This window comes from Corallococcus exiguus (assembly GCF_009909105.1).
In the GTDB taxonomy this organism is placed as follows: Bacteria; Myxococcota; Myxococcia; order Myxococcales; family Myxococcaceae; genus Corallococcus; species Corallococcus exiguus.
The window spans coordinates 354,694-370,937 of sequence record NZ_JAAAPK010000008.1 but is presented as its reverse complement, the minus strand read 5'-3'; the positions used below and the strand labels follow the sequence as shown (position 1 = coordinate 370,937).

The following is a 16,244-nucleotide window of genomic DNA, read 5'->3' as shown; positions in this document are numbered from 1 at the left end:
TGTTAACTTCGGCCCATGAGCTTCTTCCAGGCGCCCCCCGGTCTTGGCAACCAGTACGACGACGACGCGTTCCTGCAGGGCTACCTCGCCCGTACCCTTCCGGAGGACATGTTTCGTTCGCTCCAGGATGACTTCCGCGAGCTGGGGGAGCTGGGAGGCAAGTACTTCTACGAGTTCCAGCAGCGCGACCGGCTGAACGAGCCCGTGCTCACGCAGTGGAGCCCGTGGGGTCAGCGCATTGATCACATCGAGGTGTCACCGCTGTGGAAGGAGGCGGAGGCGCTGACCGCGAAGAAGGGCCTGGTCGCGGTGGCCTACGAGCAGAAGAGCGGCGCGCTCAGCCGCGTGCACCAGTTCGCGTTGAACTACCTGGTGCAGCCGTCGCTGGACGTCTACTCGTGCCCGCTGGCGATGACGGACGGCGCGGCGCGGTCACTCCTGTCGCTGGGCAACCAGGCGCTCATCGACCACGCCCTGCCCCACCTGACGTCGCGCGATCCGGCGACGTTCTGGACGTCGGGCCAGTGGATGACGGAGCGCACGGGTGGCTCGGACGTGGGGCTCACGCTGACGGAGGCGCGGCAGTCCCCCGAGGGCTGGCGGCTGCACGGCACGAAGTGGTTCACGTCCGCGACGACGGCGCAGATGGCGCTGACGCTGGCGAGGCCCACGGGCAACGGCCCCGGAGGCAAGGGGCTGGCGCTCTTCTTCGTGGAGACGCGGGACGCGCAGGGCCGTCTCAACGGCATCCAGATCAACCGGCTGAAGGACAAGATGGGCACGCGCAAGGTGCCCACGGCGGAGCTGACGCTGGACGGGACGCTGGCGGTGCCGGTGGCGGGGCTGACGGACGGCATCCGCAACATGGCGATGATGCTGAACGTGACGCGCACCTGGAACGCGATGGGCGCTACGTGGAGCATGCGCCGGGCGATGGCGCTGGCGCACGATTACGCGAAGCGCCGGGTGCAGTTCGGCGCGCCGTTGTCGGAGAAGCCGCTGCACATGGACACGCTGGCGGGGCTGGAAGCGGAGTTCCAGGCGGGCTTCCTGCTGGCGTTCCGCGGGGTGGAGCTGCTTGGCAAGCTTGAGACGCGCACGGCGACGGAGCAGGAGATGCTGTTGCAGCGGCTGGTGACGCCGCTGGCGAAGCTGACCACGGGCCGCCAGGTGGTGCACATCACGTCGGAGGTGACGGAGTCCTTCGGCGGCGCGGGCTACGTGGAGGACACGGGCCTGCCGCGCATCCAGGCGGACGCGCAGGTGCTGTCCATCTGGGAGGGCACCACGAACGTGTTGTCGTTGGATTCGCTGCGCGCGCTGGCGAAGGAAGGCACGCTGGAGGCGTTCTTCCACGAGGTGGAGGGCCGGCTGTCGAAGGTGACGGACGCGGGCCTGCGGCCATGCGTGAAGACGGCGCACGACGCGCTGGAGCACGCGCGGGCCTGGGTGTCCGGAGCGATGGCGAACCCCACCACGATGGAGGCCGGGGCGCGGCGCTTCTCCCTGACGCTGGGGCGCACGCTGGAGCTGGCGCTGCTCAGCGAGCACGCGCAGTGGTGCCTGGAGCACGGGCACGGCCCGCGCAGCCGGGCGGCGGCGCGGCGGTTCCGGCAGAACGGCGTGGACCTCATCCAGGATGAAATCGACCTGGATGATTCGCGGCTGCTGAGCTGAGGCATCGCGACAGGTGCATGCGGCGGGCGCCGCCATTAAGAAGCGGGCGCCATGTCCGTCCTGAGCCCCGAGCAGTGCCAGCGCTTCGCCACCGATGGGTATCTCGTCCTGCCGTCCTTCGTGGAGGGCGGGACGAGTGAGCGGATGCGGGCCGTCATCCAGGAGCAGCTCGCCTCCGGTGACGGCCCGGTGGAGTACGAGGCCGAAGTCGCCTATCCGGGCTCACCGGCGAGCATCGATGCCGAGGGCGGGCGGACGGTGAGGCGCTTGCTGAAGGCGCATGGGCGCTCTTCTGTGTTCGGGGCGTGGTTCGACGACGCGCGGATGCTGGAGGCGCTGGGGCAGTTGCTGGACGGGCCGGTGGTGCAGGCGCGGGCGCACCACAACTGCGTGATGACGAAGCAGCCGCGCTTCTCATCGGACACGGGGTGGCACCAGGACGTGCGCTACTGGGCCTTCACGCAACCGGAGCTGATCTCCACGTGGTTGGCATTGGGCCCGGAGACGCCGGAGAACGGCGGCCTGAAGGTGCTGCCCGGCACGCACCGGATGCAGTTCGCGCCGGAGCGCTACGACGCGCGGCTGTTCCTGCGGTCGGATCTGCCAGAGAACGCGGCGCTCATCGAAGGCGCGCAGTACGTGAGATTGTCCCCCGGGGACGTGCTGCTCTTCCACGCGCGGCTGTTCCACGCGGCGAGCCGGAACCACACGGCGGACACGAAGTACTCCGTGGTGGCTACGTACCGGCGGACGGACAACCTGCCGGTCCCGGGCTCACGATCCGCGAGGGATTGAGGCGGATTCACGGCGCGTACTGATACCGCTCGATGATCCGGCCCTCGGGCGAGACGGCATAGAGCTCGAACCAGTCGAACTCGAAGTTGCCACCAGGTCCGATTCCCTCACAGTGGTCGACGCGCCGGTTCACCCGGACGATGTAGACGCCCTTCCCCTCGCCGACGACGACCTCCAGGGCTCGCGCCGTGAAGATGCATTCATTCCGGCGCGCCTTGGGGAAACGGCTCACGACATCCTGGAGGGCCGCATGGGACGCCAGGATGGCAGGTCCATCCAGCGTCGCCATGGGCTCCAGGCCCTCTGGCCATTCAAAGACAGCAGAAGAAATGGCTTCGCTTGAGTCAGCCTGAGTCTCCGGCTGAAGCCCAGTCGTGGCGCAAGACACCATGCAAGCAATCGCTGCCCATGCCCAAACACGGCGGATGCCGTACTTGAGTGGGCAGCAAAGGCGCGGCATCTGGCCCGGCAGGAGCTACTTCGCGGCCTGCGTGAGGGCGTCTTCCACGTAGCGGACGCCCTTCGCGGTGATGGCCTTGCCCTTCTTGGTGTCCTGGGCGTAGCCGGCGTGCAGGCGCAGCGCCTTGGCCGCGTTCGGCGCGGCGTAGGTCACGCCCAGCCCGCTCCAGAAGCGCGACGTCGTTCCGGACGTCACCTCCACGTCCAGCGACTTCGCCAGGTACAGCGGGATCAGCGAGCGCAGGAGCTGATCCTTCTCCTTGCCCGCGGAGACCAGGTCCTTCTGGCGCGCGTGGCCTCGCAGCGCGGTCTCCAGCACCGACACCGCGTCCTCGCTCGTGGCTCCGGACGAAGCCGCCTTCTTCGCGGCCGGGGCCTTCTTCGCCGCGCTCTTCTTCTTCGCGGGCGCCGCCTTCTTCGCGGCCGGGGCCTTCTTCGCCGCGCTCTTCTTGCTCGCGGCCTTCTTCGCCTTGGGCGCCGTCTTGCGGCGGGCGGCTTGCGCCAGCTCCATGCGACCCTCGAAGGGGACCCCCACCACCGTCGCGTCCACCTGGCGCTCCGGAATCGCGTTGCGCAGGGACTCGATCACCTCATGCACGGACGCGCGCGGGGCCTCGGAGTGCACCGGGCGAGAGACGCGGGTCCGAGCAGGCTCGCTCACGGGCGGCTTGCCCTGCGCGTAGTACCGAACCCAATCGCTCGCCTCCTCCACCACTTCAGACAGGCCCACGCGATCGAGCAGCGACCCCAACCACCGAAGACTGTTGCGCACTGAGTACCCTCCCGTTCTGATCCACGCTACTACACTCCAGACAGAAGCAACCTATATCGCTAGCAATACGGGTTGTTCCATGCCCCCGTGGGTATTCCTGCCCATCCCTCCACGGATCACGGGAACAGACGTGCAGATGTAGCGCGGTGTTCCTACGTCTCACTGCCGCACGGACACCACGCTGCGCGTCTTCACGTTCGTCACCTTCCCCGAGCGCTCCAGCATCCCCTCCCCCACGAGGAACAGCGCGCCGTGGATCTCCTGCCTGCACCGCGCATACACCTCCGAGGGCACCACCAGGTTGGCGATCCCCGTCTCGTCCTCCAGCGAGATGAAGCAGATCCCCTTCGCCGTGGGCGGCATCTGCCGGCAGATCATCATCCCCCCCACCTTCACCGGCCGCCCCGCCGACACCCGCTTCAACCCCTCCGCCGTCACCGCCCCCATCCGCTTCAACGTGGGCCGGAGCAACTCCATGGGGTGCTTCTCCAGCGACAACCCCACCGTGTCGTAATCCGCCACCACCCGCTCCTGGACTGCCATGGGAGGCAATTGGACCGCCGTGCCATCCATGGGCATGCCGAAGAACAGGTCGTCCGCGTCCAGCGGCCCCAGCGCCTGGATCTCCCACAGCGCCTGCCTCCGCGCCCCGCACAGCGACGCCAGCGCCCCCGACAACGCCAGCCGCGTCAAGTCATGCCGGGGAATGCGCGCCCGCCGCGCCAGGTCTCCCACGCTCGTGTAGTCCCCCCGCCTCGCGGTCTCCACCGCCCGGCCCGAGGACTCGCCCAGCCCCCGCACCATCCTCAACCCCAGCCGCACCGCCCCGTCCTCCAACGTGCAGTCCCAGCTCGAACGGCGCACGTCCACCGGCCGCACCTCCACGCCGTGCCGCTGCACGTCCGCCACCAGCGTGTGCGGCGCGTAGAACCCCATGGGCTGTGAATTGAGCAGCGCCGCCGTGAAGGCCGCCGGGTAGTGACACTTCAGCCAGCTGGACGCATAGGCAATCAACGCGAAGCTCGCGGAGTGGCTCTCCGGGAACCCGTAGTGCGCGAACCCCCGGAAGTGGTCGAACCACTCCTCCGCTTGCTTTCGCGTGTAGCCCTTCGCCTCGCAGCCCTCCACGAAGCGGCCCCGGTACGGGAGGATGCGCGCCTCCGCCTGCTTGTGGCTCAGCGCCCGCCGCAGGCCGTCCGCCTCTCCCGCGCTGAAGCCCGCCGCCACCATCGCGAGCCGCATCGCCTGCTCCTGGAAGAGCGGCACGCCCAACGTCTTCTGGAGGATGCCGCGCACCTCGTCGCTCGGGTACGTCACCTGTTCCTGGCCGTGCCGCCTGCGCAGGTACGGGTGCACCATGTTGCCCACGATGGGCCCCGGCCGGATGAGGGCGATCTGCACCACCAGGTCGTAGAACTCCCGGGGCTGGAGCCGGGGCAGCATGTTCATCTGCGCGCGGCTCTCAATCTGGAACACGCCCACCGTGTCCGCATTGCACAGCATGTCGTAGACCTTCGGATCCTCCGGCGGCACCGTGGCCAGGGACAGCTCGCGGCCGTAGTGCTTGTGGATCAGGGCGAAGCAGCGCGACAGCGCCGTCAACATGCCCAGCGCCAGCAGGTCCACCTTCAGGAGCCCCACCGCGTTGATGTCGTCCTTTTCCCACTGGATGACCGTGCGCCCCGGCATCGCCGCGTTCTCCACCGGCACCAGGTCCACCAGCGGCTCGCGCGTCATCACGAAGCCGCCCACGTGGATGGACAGGTGCCGGGGCACGCCCTCCAGCTCCTTCGCCACCGACAGCGTCCGCAGCACCCGCCCGTCCGTCGGTGACAGGCCCGCCTCCTGGAGCACGTCCGGCGTCACCTGGAAGCCGTGCGACGACGCCACCCGAGACAGCCGGTCCACCTGATCCAACGACAGCCCCAGCGCCTTGCCCGCCTCGCGCAGCGCGAGCCGTCCCCGGTAGCAGATCACCTCGCACACCATGCCCGCGTGGCGGCGGCCGTGCTTCTCGTAGACGTACTGGAGCACCTCCTCGCGCCGCTCGTGCTCGAAGTCCACGTCGATGTCCGGCGGCTCCTTGCGCTCCATGCTGAGGAAGCGCTCGAACAACAGCCCCATCCGCACCGGATCAATGGCCGTGATGCCCAGCGCGTAGCAGACCGCCGAGTTCGCCGCGCTGCCCCGCCCCTGGCAGAGGATGCCCCGCCCCCGCGCGAACATCACGATGTCCCACAGCGACAGGAAGTACCCCGCGAAGTCCAGCGCCGCGATGAGCCGCAGCTCGTGGTCGATCTGCTTCGTCACCGCCGGCGGCACGCCCCCCGGATAGCGCGTGCGCAGGCCTGCCTCCGTGAGCACCCGCAGGTGCGCGTCCGCCGTGCGGCCTTCTGGCAGGTCCTCCTCCGGGAAGCGGTAGTGCAGCGCGTCCAGGGACGCCTCGCAGCGCGACGCCAGCTCCACCGTGCGCGCCAGCGCCTCCGGCCGATCCGCGAACAGCCGGGCCATGTCTCCAGGGGACTTCAACGTCCGCTCGGCGTTCGGGAACAGCCGCGTGCCCGCCTGATCCACCGTCACCCCGTGGCGGATGGACGTGAGCACGTCCTGGAGCACCTGCCGGTCGCGGTGGTGCGTGTGCACGTCGTTGTGGACCACCAGCGGCACGCCCAGCGCGCGGGCCAGCGCTTCCGCTCGCGCCTCCCGGGCCGCGTCTCCCGCTGACAACGAGCGGCTCAGGCCCACGTGGAAGCTCCCGGGAAACGCCTCCGCCAGAGGGGCTACCGCCTCCAGCGACGCGGGCCCCGGGAGCAGCGCGAGCAGCCCCGACGCGTGCTCCGCCACCTTGCGCCAGGGCACGCCCGCCTCGCCTTTGGGGTGCGTCATCCGGCCGTGGGACACCAGCCGGCACAGGTTCGAGTACCCGGTCGCGTCCCTCGCGTACACCACCACCGGAGGGCCGTCCTCCAGCGTCAGCTCCGCGGCGAGGAGCAGCTTCACGCCGTGCTCCTTCGCCGCGTGGTGCGCCTTCACCACGCCGTAGAGCCCATCCCTGTCCGTCAGCGCCAGCGCGGACAGCCCCAGCCGGGCCGCGGTGGCCACCAGCTCCTCCGGATGGGAGGCGCCGTGCAGGAAGGAGAAGTGGGACCGGCACACCAACTCGGCGTAGCTCACGCCTGATCAGGATACTGAGCGGGCGTTCAGGCGCTAGATTGGATCTCCGTTTCGCGAGCGGGCGACTTCATGGGTTGTTCCTCTCATACGGAGGAGGCCATTGTCTCCCATTGCTCAGTCCTCTCATCCCCCGGTTTGATTTGTAATTGTGAATTGAACGAGCATGACCTGACCGTCCGTGAAAGCCCATTGCTGCCTTTGGAGATATTCATGAAGAGGTCCCTGAAGTCATTGCGCGCAGCCATCGCCCTCCTCGCCCTGGCGCCCCTGACGGCCGGAGCGCTGCCCCGATACTGTTCGGAAATCTGCGGCCCGATCGCAGGCTGTGACACGCTCTGCGTCATCGAAGGCAGGACCATCGTCACCTGTGGCGAATACGGATTCTGCGGCGTGTTCCAGGCGGCGCCGTCCGAACCGCAGGCCTCCGCACAGCAGCCCGCGCCCGCCCAGGCCGACGACGCGGAAGCCGTCTGCCGCGCCCCCGATGATCAGGCCCAGGGCTGATATCCGTTACGTTCCCTCCTTCTGGAGCGGTGTCTCCACCGACTCCAGGAGCGGGGTTTGATTTGCCATTGGGTTCCGGGCGAGCATGCGCCGCGCTGTCTTCGTCTCACCGACAGCATTCAGCCGCAGTGGTGCTACTCGTTCCCGAGGTGCCTCATGACGCTGCTCCGCCGATCCCTCCTCCTGGTCCCCGCCCTCCTCCTCGCGCCGCTGACCGCCAGCGCCCGTCCGCCGGATTGCACCAACACCTACTGTGAACAGGAGTCGTGCGCCGCCCTCTGTCTGGAGGCCGGCCACATCATCACCTGTGGCGATTACGGCGTCTGCATCGGCTCGCCGGTGGCGCAGCCCTCCGAGCCGCAGGCCTCCGTGCAACCCGCGGACACGGACGACGCGTCGGAAGCCGTCTGCCGCGAGCCCGAGGCCCGGGGCTAGTTCACCGCTGCTTCCTGGAGTGAGCTGCGCTCTACCTCCTCCAGGAAGTCCTGATGCTCCATGCAGGCCCTGTCCGCCTCCGCGAGAGCGGTGGCGGACAGCGAAGGACGGTCATGTTCATCACCGATCCAGAGAAGTTCATCCATCAGCAGATCATCCTGATGGGGGGCAGCATCCAGTCGAACGACCTCGTGACCCGGAAGGGGGACCTCGTCAGCTACGAAGGACAGCTGCTCAGTTTCGGGGCGACGGAAGGCCGTCACCGGGTCTTCGTGAAGCACTGGTTCCAGGAACCCGAGGACTCGGACGAGGACGAGCCGGATCTGGAATGGGAAGAGGAGAAGGCCCAGCTCCAGGCGCTGCGTGGCTACACCGTGGTCCCCCGGACCTTCGGTTGGACGCCTCGCGCTTCCGTGACGATCGACGCCGACCCGTCCGACGGCTTCGTCTCCGCGCAGACCTTCAACCTGGATGGCAACGAAGGGGGCCAGGGCAAACGGGCCTACCTGCTGCCCTGGCACGAGGATGGCGTCTGCTGGATGCAGCTGGGGGATGAAGCCAATTTCTTCTTCACCGACGTGATGACGGGCTGCACGTTTGGCGTGGGCGGAGATTCGCGCAAGCCCGTCGTGCTCCATAGCAACGTCGGAGACAGCAAGCACCGCGACACCCAGACGCGGGAGCATCTCAAATACGTCACCCAGCGGCTGCCGGTGGGCGTTCAGGCCTCTCCCGTGACGCTCTATGGCAAGGAGCGCCAGTACAAGAGCGACCTGGAGAAGGAGGGGAAGCAACGGATGGGGTTCGCCGCCGCCGGAACCAACGCCAACATCGTGGGCTGGCGCGAGAAGGGCGAATGGAGGTTCTGGAGCCAGCGCTACATGCTCTACACCAAGCAGGACGGCTCCGGTCAGCTGGCCGTCGCGGACATCGTCGTGGAGCCGATCGAATACTGATCAGCCGGACGCGAACCGGTGCCCGTCCGCCTGGAGCGAGGTGCGCTCCACCTCCTCCAGGAAGTCTCCCAGCGCGACGTTGACCGCCTGGGGCTGCTCCAGGATGCACATGTGCCCGCCGCAGCGCAGCCGCTTGAGCCGCGCGCCCCGGATGCGCTGATGCAGCCGCTCCGCCACCTCCGGCACCGTCACCGCGTCCTCCTCCCCCACCAGCACCAGCGTCGGCGTCTGGATGCGGTGCAGCTCCCCCTCCACGCTGCGGCGGTGGATGACGCCCTGCATCGCTCGCCACACCGCGCGCGGGTTCGCCACCAGCTGCCGGCGCAGCAACGCCCGCTCCGCGGACCGCTCCGGGTCCCGCATGAACGTGCGCCCGAAGTAGAGCGACATGATCCGATCCACCACCGGCCTCAGGCCCAGCCAGTGCGTGAGCGTCGTCAGCACCCGGTAGCGCGCCAGCGTCAGCGGCAGCTCCGCCGCGGCGGACGAATCCAGCAGCGCCAGTGAGCGCAGGAGCTCCGGGTGCCTGGCTGCCAGCCTCAGGCCCACGAAGCCCCCCATGGACTGGCCCACGAAGTGACACGGCGCCAGCCCCAGCGCCTGGATGACCGCCACGGCGTCCTCGTACACGGTGCGCAGGTCGATGACCGAGTCGCCAGGCGGGGGCTCGCTCTGCCCCTGGCCCCGGTGGTCGTACACGACGCAGCGGTAGTGGCCCCTCAGGGCCTCCACCTGCCGGTGGAACAGATGGGAGTCCCAGAGCAGCCCGTGACTGAAAAGCACCGGCTCCCCGCTCCCCCCTGTGTCCTCGTAGTACAGTCGTGCACCACGGATGGACAGGTATGGCATCTGCTTTTCCCCCGGCTTGGGCCCCCTTAGGGCCTTCCCGGAACCCACCCTCCGTTTTGATTGATTCCGGATGCCCGGCCGCCCGGTTTGACAGGGGGCCGAAGCCGCTGCCAAACAAGGACCCCCTATGGACACCACCGCCTGGCAGCTCTGGTTGATCGCCGCCATCGTCCTGGGCGCGCTGGAGATCAAGCTCTCCGGCTTCGTGACGCTCTGGTTCGCGGTGGGCGCGCTGATGGCCTCCCTGATGGCCGGGGTGGGCCTGGGCCTCAACAGCCAGCTCTTCGCCTTCATCCTGGTGTCCGCCGCCCTCTTCGGCGCGTCCCGCACCATCTTCAAACACGTTTTCATGCGGGACGCCGTGCACTTGAAGACGGGCGTGGAGGCGATGCTGGGCCAGGAGGCCGTGGTCATGGAGGCGCTGGCGGACGGACACGGGGGCACCGTGCGCATCAACGGCGAGCTGTGGATGGCGCGCTCCCTGTCCGGGCCCCTGCCCGAGGGCGAGCGCGTCACCGTGGAGCAGATTGAAGGCCTCAAGTTGTGGGTGCGACGCCCGTCGGCGTCCAACGAAGTCGCGCTGCAACCGGCGCGTCGCAAGAAGAAGGAGAACGCAGGATGGGACTGACCATTGTTCTGCTCGTCGCGGCCGCGGCCGTCGTGATCGGGCTCGTCACCGGTGTGCGCATCGTTCCCCAGGCCAAGGTGATGGTCGTGGAGCGGCTGGGGAAGTTCCACCACGTGGCCTCCAGCGGCCTCAACATCCTCATCCCCTTCATGGACAGCCCTCGCGCCATGGAGATGCGCGCCGGCAACCGCTTCACGCGCAACACCCTGGTGGACCTGCGCGAGCAGGTCATGGGCTTCGAGACCGTCCAGGTCATCACCCATGACAACGTCAACATGGAGGTCGGCTCGGTCATCTACTACCAGATCGTCGATCCGGGCCGGGCGCTCTACCAGGTGGAGAACCTGGCGCTCGCCATCGAGCAGCTCACCATGACGAACCTGCGCAACGTCATGGGCGGCCTCACGCTGGATCAGACGCTCACCAGCCGCGAGACGGTCAACACCAAGCTGCGCATGGTGCTGGACGAGGCCACGGAGAAGTGGGGCGTGAAGGTGACGCGCGTGGAGCTGCGCGAGATTGAACCGCCCCAGGCCATCAAGGCCGCCATGGCCAAGCAGATGACCGCCGAGCGCGAGCGCCGCGCCGAGGTCACCAAGGCCGAAGGTGACAAGGCCGCCGCCATCCTCCAGGCCGAAGGCGAGAAGATCTCCCGCATCCTGCGCGCGGAGGCCGAGCGCGACGCGGAGATCGCCCGCGCCGAAGGCCACAAGCGCGCCGTGATGCTGGAGGCCGAGGGCAAGGCCGAGGCCACGCGCCTCACCTTCGAGGCCATCCACACCGGCCGCGCCACGCCGGAGGTGCTCGCGCTGCGCTACCTGGAGACGCTCCAGGAGCTGGGCAAGGGCGACAACAAGATGTTCATCCCCTACGAGGCCACCGCCGCGCTGGGCTCCATCGCCACGCTGAAGGAGGTGTTCGCCAAGGACGCCGCCCCGGCCGCCGCGCCCCAGCCCCAGCTCCGCGCGTCCGCTCCGTCCGCCGCCTCGATGAGCGCCCAGGCCCTGGCCCGGAACGCCGCCGCGAGCGCCACCATCCCGGCCACCCGCCGGGTGCAGCCGCCCTCGGACGAGTAGCCCCGGCCCCTTTCGGGGAATCGTTGTCAGGGCACCGGCGTTCTTTCCGTCGGTGCCCGCGTCACGGCACGCGCCCGGACTTGCCATCCGCCCGGGCCGCGCCGCATGCTCCACCTGAAGCACCAGCTGTCGGCAGTCCACGCGGGGAGATGTCACAGGTCTTCCCCTGAACGAGGTTCGCAGACCCTTGAAGCTGTTCGCCTGAAACCCCGGTCCCCCGCTGTACCCCGCCGCCGCGCGTCCTGACGGACGTGTGCGCTGGCTTCCGGTTTCAGGAGTCGCTTCAACATGCCCTCGTCCTCTTCCGTGCGCGCGCACCGCGTCTGCTTTTCGTTCACCGATGCCATCCCCGTCCTCACCGACGTGGAGTTCCACCTCGCCTCCGGCTGGACGGGCCTCGTCGGCCCCAACGGCGCTGGCAAGTCCACCCTGCTGCGCCTGCTGTCCGGGGAGCTGAAGCCCACGTCCGGGCAGCTCCAGTTCGAACCGGACTCGCCGCTCGTGTGCCTGTGTCCACAGGGCGTGGAGGCACTCACGCCCGACATCACCGCCTTCGCGGACGCCTGGGACGCGCTGGCGCGCAGGCTCCAGGGCCAGCTGGGCCTGGACGTCACCGCGCTGGAGCGTTGGCCCACGCTGTCCCCGGGTGAACGCAAGCGCTGGCAGGTGGGCGCGGCGCTCGCCCGCGAGCCGGACGTGCTGCTGTTGGATGAACCCACCAACCACCTGGACGCGGAGGCGCGCGCCTGGCTGGTGGCCGCGCTGCGCCGCTTCCGGGGCGTGGGCGTCGTCGTGTCCCACGACCGCGAGCTGCTGGAGACACTCACCCAGGCCACGCTGCGCGTGCACGGCGGCGAGGCGCACCTGTACCCGGGCGCCTACTCCGCCGCGAAGGGCCACTGGGAGGCGGAGCGCGAGTCGGAGGTCGCCGCCCACCAACAGTCCAAGGCGGAGCGGGATCGGGCCGCGCAGCTGCTGGACAGCGCCCGGCGCGAGCACCAGGGCGCCACCCTGTCGCGCAGCACGTCGCGGCGGATGCGCAACAAGTACGACAGCGACGCGCGCGGCCTGGGGCCCTCCACGCTGGCGAGCTGGGCCGAGTCCCGCCTGGGCCACCAGGTCACCGTGAAGCGCCGCGAACTGGAGCGCGCCGAGGCCGCGGTGGGCACCTTCACCGTGGACAAGACGGTGGGGCGCTCCGTGTTCGTGGACTACGTGCGCTCGCCCAACCCGTGGCTCTTCACCTTCGACACACCGGGCCTGAAGGCCGGCGACGTGGAGGTGCTGGGCCCCACGCGCCTGGACGTGGACCGCGAGGCGCGCATCCGCATCGAGGGCCCCAACGGCGCCGGCAAGACGACGCTTCTGAAGGCCCTGTTGGAGCAGGCGCGCGTGCCTCGCGAGAAGCTCCTGTACCTGCCCCAGGACCTGGGCGCGGAGGAGACGCGCGCCCTGATCGACGCGGTGCGAGAGCTGCCCTCCGATGAGCGCGGCCGGGTGATGTCCCTGGTGGCCGCGCTGGGGGTGGATCCGCACCGGCTGCTCGCGTCCGAACAACCGTCGCCCGGCGAGGCGCGCAAGCTGGCCATCGCGCGCGGCCTGGGCCAGCACGCCTGGGCCCTGGTGCTGGACGAACCCACCAACCACCTGGACCTGCCGTCCATCGAACGGCTGGAGGCGGCGCTGCACGACTATCCGGGCGCGCTGCTGCTCGTCACCCACGACGCGCCCTTCGCCCGCTCCTGCACCACCACGCGGTGGCTGGTGGCGAACGGACGTGTGGAGGTGGAATGAGCCACCTGACCGCCGGGATGGAGTGAAGACAGACCTCCCCGCGAAATAACGCTGAAACTTGTTTTTCGCGCCGGTGTTCCACTCCTAGGAAAGACCTGCAGTCCCGGTGGATGTCACACCGGGCCTGTATCGTCTTCTTCCCCCCATTCCAGGAGTCCGTATGTCTCGGCGTACGCCGCCATGGCGGCATTCGTGTCTCTTCATCACGGGCGCGCTCGCGCTCACCGGCTGTTCCAGCGGTTCCACCCCGGAGGAAGCGCCTCCGCTGGAGCAGCAGGCCAGCGCGCTCATCCCCGGACCGGACCTGCGCATCACGGAGCTGACGGCTCCGGACAGCGCGAAACCCGGCCAGCCCGTCACCGTCACCGCGAAGGTCTGCAACACCGGTGACCAGGCCGTGTACTCCAGCGCCATGCTGGAGGTGTACCTGTCCACCACGCCCACGCAGCAGGTGCCGGGGCCCGGGACGCAGCCGCCTCCCACCCAGCAACTCACCCAGGGCCAGACGGACGTGGGAACGGTGTACGCGGGCCAGTGCGTCAGCCGTTCGTTCAACATCTACGTCAGCCCTCCTTCGGGCTTCACGGGCAACGGCACCTACTACCTGGGGGCCAGCGTCGACACGCAGAACGCGGTGCCGGAGTCGGACGAGACGAACAATGGCTTCGTGAAGGGCCTGATGGGCGTGGGCAACTGGCCGGACCTGGTCGTCACGCGGGTGGACGCACCGCCCAACCTGGCGCCGGGCCAGGCCTTCAGCGCGTCCGCGACGGTGTGCAACGTGGGCACGGAGTACAGCTCCGGCGGCTCCGTGGAGCTGTACCTGTCCTCGGTGAACGGGCTGACGCTGCCGCCGCTGTCCGGCCCGCCCCCCGTCCCCGTCACGCAGCTGATGGTCGGGAGCGCCCTCATGGGCAGCCTGGAGGCGGGCCAGTGCCGCGCGGTGCCGCTCACCGGCTACGCCCAGAGGCCGCCCTCCGCGCCGCCGGGCACGCCGCTGTACCTGGGCACCATCGCGGACCCGTCGCGGAGCGTGACGGAGCTGCGCGAGGACAACAACACGTTCGTGCAGGGACTGGTGGGCGTGGGCAATGGCCCGGACCTGACCATTCGCTCCGTGACGGGGCCCGCGAGCGCGCGCCAGGGCGACTCCTTCCCCGCGACGGTGACGGTGTGCAACGAGGGCACCGCGTCTTCCCCCCAGGCCGACGTGAGGGTGTTCCTGTCCACGGTGCCGTCGCTGGCGGCCCCGGGAACGCAGCCCCGCCCCTTGACTGAATTCCCGGTGACGAGCTTCAGCGTGCCGGCGCTGGTGAGCGGCCAGTGCGCCACCCGCACGGTGCAGGGCCCCGCCAACCGCCCGCCCGCGAATCCCAGCGAGCAGCCCCTGTACCTGGGCGCCATCGTGGACCTGCCGCAGGGCGTGGTGGAGCTGCGCGAGGACAACAACACCCGCGCGGACACGCTGATGGGCATGGGCGCGCGGCCCGACCTCACCGTCGTCTCGCTGGACGCCCCCTCCAACGCGCCGTCCTACGGGCCGCTCGCGGTGTCCGCGAAGGTCTGCAACGTGGGCACGACGCGGTCCACCGACGTGCCGGTGGAGGTGTACGTCACGAATGAGCCCTCGCTGAGCGTCGTGTCCGGTCCGCCGCCCATGTCCCGCATGCCGGTGGGCACGGTCAACGTGCCGGCGCTGGAGCCCCTGGAGTGCGTCACGCGGCTGGTGAGCGGCTACTCCAACGTGCCGGGCGGGACGGCCATGCCGAACCCCGTGCTGTACGTGGGCGCCATCGTGGACCCGATGTCGTCTCTCCAGGAGCTGCGCGAGGACAACAACGTGTCTCCGCTGTCCCGCATCGGCCTGGGGTACGGCCCGGACCTCGTCGTGCGCACGCTGACGGCGCCCTCGAGCGTCAAGCCCGGCACCTCGCTGTCGACGGACGTGAAGGTCTGCAACGAGGGCACCCAGCCCTCGTCGGTTTCGACGGTGGGCCTCTTCCTGTCCACCACGGCCTCCGTGACGTCGTCCATGCAGTACCCGCCGTCACCGTCCCAGGTGATGGTGGGCACGGTGGAGGTGTCGTCGCTTTCGCAGGGCACCTGCGTGCTGTACCCGAAGACGGTGTACGCCGCCCTCCCCCCGGCGGCCACGCCCACGCAGCCGCTGTACCTGGTGGCCGTGGCGGACGTGAACCAGCAGCAGCTGGAGCTGCGCGAGGACAACAACACCCGCGTCGCCGGCACCCTCATCGTGGGCAATGGCCCGGACCTGGTGGTGACGGACGTCACCGGCCCCTCAAGCGCCACCCCGGGCGGCCCCCTCACCCTCAACGTCAAGGTCTGCAACGTGGGGACCGAGCCGGCGGGGCCCTCGTATGTGATGGGCGTCCTGGCCATGGAGGAGATGCAGTCCAATCCGTACCTGCCTCCCGCGTCCTCGGAGTCCTATGTCGGAATGACCTCCGTGTCCTCGCTCGCCGTGGGCCAGTGCGTGACGACGGCCGTGAGCGGATCCGCGTCCACGGTGCCCAACGCGGACCCCGCTTCCCCGCGCTACCTGGGAGCCCGCGTGGACATGTCCAATCAGGTGGTGGAGCTGCGCGAGGACAACAACACCCGCATGACGTCGCGGATCGTCGTGGGCAGCGGCCCGGACCTGGTCGTCCGCTCGGTGACGGCGCCCCCGGCCCTGCCGCAGTACGGCTCCTTCACCGCGCAGGTGCAGGTCTGCAACGAGGGCAACGTGTCCATGTACGGCTCCGTGCCGCTGGACCTGGTCATCACCACGGAGACGTCCCTCTACACGCCCGGACAGGGGCAGCCTCCGTTCACCCAGGTCCAGATCCCCGTGGGGGGCGCCATGGTGCCCGCGCTGTCCGTGGGCCAGTGCACCACGCTGTCGATCCCGAGCTCCGTGGTCCGCCCCTCCGCGGCCACCTCCGGACAGTCCCTGTACCTGGGCGCCCTTGTCGACGGGCCGAACTCGCTGCTGGAGCTGCGTGAGGACAACAACACCCTGACGCGGGCCACGCCCATCGGCCAGGCGCAGTAAAGGAATTCCTCCAAGAGGAAACCCCTATCGTTTGAGATGGAATTCGCCGGCCGGAGGCCTTCATGTCTCC

The 16,244-nt window shown here is 69.2% G+C and carries 13 protein-coding genes; 9 read left to right on the top strand and 4 right to left on the bottom strand.

The features are described 5' to 3' along the window. The first annotated feature begins 15 nt into the window (after positions 1-15). Together GTZ93_RS27745 and GTZ93_RS27740 are read left to right on the top strand one after the other, a co-directional pair. On the top strand, positions 16-1,677 hold the full coding sequence (locus GTZ93_RS27745) for an acyl-CoA dehydrogenase family protein (RefSeq protein ID WP_121755428.1): 1,662 nt from the start codon (positions 16-18) through the stop codon (positions 1,675-1,677). Between the two features lie 51 nt (positions 1,678-1,728). Beyond that, complete coding sequence (locus tag GTZ93_RS27740) at positions 1,729-2,472, top strand: phytanoyl-CoA dioxygenase family protein (protein ID WP_139923750.1); 744 nt, start codon at positions 1,729-1,731, stop codon at positions 2,470-2,472. A 7-nt stretch (positions 2,473-2,479) separates the two neighbouring features. Here the strand turns inward: GTZ93_RS27740 and GTZ93_RS27735 are convergent, their stop codons facing one another. The 3 genes from GTZ93_RS27735 to GTZ93_RS27725 form a co-directional block, all read right to left on the bottom strand. Further along, complete coding sequence (locus GTZ93_RS27735) at positions 2,480-2,761, bottom strand: hypothetical protein (protein ID WP_139923752.1); 282 nt, start codon at positions 2,759-2,761, stop codon at positions 2,480-2,482. A gap of 186 nt (positions 2,762-2,947) precedes the next feature. Beyond that, complete coding sequence (locus GTZ93_RS27730; protein ID WP_257979553.1) at positions 2,948-3,703, bottom strand: hypothetical protein; 756 nt, start codon at positions 3,701-3,703, stop codon at positions 2,948-2,950. 159 nt (positions 3,704-3,862) lie between these two features. After that, positions 3,863-6,877, bottom strand: a complete 3,015-nt coding sequence (locus GTZ93_RS27725) for an error-prone DNA polymerase (RefSeq protein ID WP_161663106.1) — start codon at positions 6,875-6,877, stop codon at positions 3,863-3,865. A gap of 210 nt (positions 6,878-7,087) precedes the next feature. Here GTZ93_RS27725 and GTZ93_RS27720 point away from each other — a divergent pair, with 210 nt between their 5' ends. The 3 genes from GTZ93_RS27720 (at position 7,088) to GTZ93_RS27710 (ending at position 8,772) form a co-directional block, all read left to right on the top strand. Then, positions 7,088-7,381, top strand: a complete 294-nt coding sequence (locus GTZ93_RS27720; protein ID WP_161663105.1) for a hypothetical protein — start codon at positions 7,088-7,090, stop codon at positions 7,379-7,381. A gap of 156 nt (positions 7,382-7,537) precedes the next feature. Continuing rightward, positions 7,538-7,816 carry a hypothetical protein gene (locus GTZ93_RS27715; RefSeq protein ID WP_121761382.1) on the top strand — a complete coding sequence of 93 codons (279 nt, stop codon included), beginning with the start codon at positions 7,538-7,540 and terminating at the stop codon, positions 7,814-7,816. A gap of 113 nt (positions 7,817-7,929) precedes the next feature. Continuing rightward, complete coding sequence (locus GTZ93_RS27710; protein WP_139920913.1) at positions 7,930-8,772, top strand: hypothetical protein; 843 nt, start codon at positions 7,930-7,932, stop codon at positions 8,770-8,772. On the opposite strand, the gene GTZ93_RS27705 is transcribed toward GTZ93_RS27710, so the two are convergent. Beyond that, complete coding sequence (locus GTZ93_RS27705) at positions 8,773-9,621, bottom strand: alpha/beta fold hydrolase (protein ID WP_139920911.1); 849 nt, start codon at positions 9,619-9,621, stop codon at positions 8,773-8,775. 127 nt (positions 9,622-9,748) lie between these two features. Here GTZ93_RS27705 and GTZ93_RS27700 point away from each other — a divergent pair, with 127 nt between their 5' ends. From GTZ93_RS27700 to GTZ93_RS27685, 4 genes are all read left to right on the top strand, one after another. Continuing rightward, entirely contained in the window at positions 9,749-10,249 is a 501-nt protein-coding gene (locus GTZ93_RS27700; RefSeq protein ID WP_120579570.1) for an NfeD family protein, read from the top strand. Next, positions 10,240-11,325 (top strand): SPFH domain-containing protein, encoded by a 1,086-nt coding sequence (locus GTZ93_RS27695; protein WP_120579569.1) that lies wholly within the window; start codon positions 10,240-10,242, stop codon positions 11,323-11,325. The genes GTZ93_RS27700 and GTZ93_RS27695 overlap by 10 nt, the downstream gene beginning before the upstream one ends. A gap of 288 nt (positions 11,326-11,613) precedes the next feature. Further along, positions 11,614-13,119, top strand: coding sequence for an ATP-binding cassette domain-containing protein (locus GTZ93_RS27690; protein ID WP_126936092.1), 1,506 nt, complete (start codon positions 11,614-11,616; stop codon positions 13,117-13,119). A gap of 160 nt (positions 13,120-13,279) precedes the next feature. Continuing rightward, complete coding sequence (locus GTZ93_RS27685) at positions 13,280-16,174, top strand: CARDB domain-containing protein (protein WP_139920909.1); 2,895 nt, start codon at positions 13,280-13,282, stop codon at positions 16,172-16,174. The last annotated feature ends 70 nt before the right edge of the window (positions 16,175-16,244 follow it).

Excerpts from the sequence above, each read along its gene's own strand:
- GTZ93_RS27745 (WP_121755428.1), top strand. The coding sequence starts at position 16 with ATGAGCTTCTTCCAGGCGCCCCCCGGTCTTGGCAACCAGTACGACGAC.
- GTZ93_RS27740 (WP_139923750.1), top strand. The coding sequence starts at position 1,729 with ATGTCCGTCCTGAGCCCCGAGCAGTGCCAGCGCTTCGCCACCGATGGG.
- GTZ93_RS27735 (WP_139923752.1), bottom strand. The coding sequence starts at position 2,761 with ATGGCGACGCTGGATGGACCTGCCATCCTGGCGTCCCATGCGGCCCTC.
- GTZ93_RS27720 (WP_161663105.1), top strand. The coding sequence starts at position 7,088 with ATGAAGAGGTCCCTGAAGTCATTGCGCGCAGCCATCGCCCTCCTCGCC.
- GTZ93_RS27715 (WP_121761382.1), top strand. The coding sequence starts at position 7,538 with ATGACGCTGCTCCGCCGATCCCTCCTCCTGGTCCCCGCCCTCCTCCTC.
- GTZ93_RS27710 (WP_139920913.1), top strand. The coding sequence starts at position 7,930 with ATGTTCATCACCGATCCAGAGAAGTTCATCCATCAGCAGATCATCCTG.
- GTZ93_RS27705 (WP_139920911.1), bottom strand. The coding sequence starts at position 9,621 with ATGCCATACCTGTCCATCCGTGGTGCACGACTGTACTACGAGGACACA.
- GTZ93_RS27700 (WP_120579570.1), top strand. The coding sequence starts at position 9,749 with ATGGACACCACCGCCTGGCAGCTCTGGTTGATCGCCGCCATCGTCCTG.
- GTZ93_RS27695 (WP_120579569.1), top strand. The coding sequence starts at position 10,240 with ATGGGACTGACCATTGTTCTGCTCGTCGCGGCCGCGGCCGTCGTGATC.
- GTZ93_RS27690 (WP_126936092.1), top strand. The coding sequence starts at position 11,614 with ATGCCCTCGTCCTCTTCCGTGCGCGCGCACCGCGTCTGCTTTTCGTTC.
- GTZ93_RS27685 (WP_139920909.1), top strand. The coding sequence starts at position 13,280 with ATGTCTCGGCGTACGCCGCCATGGCGGCATTCGTGTCTCTTCATCACG.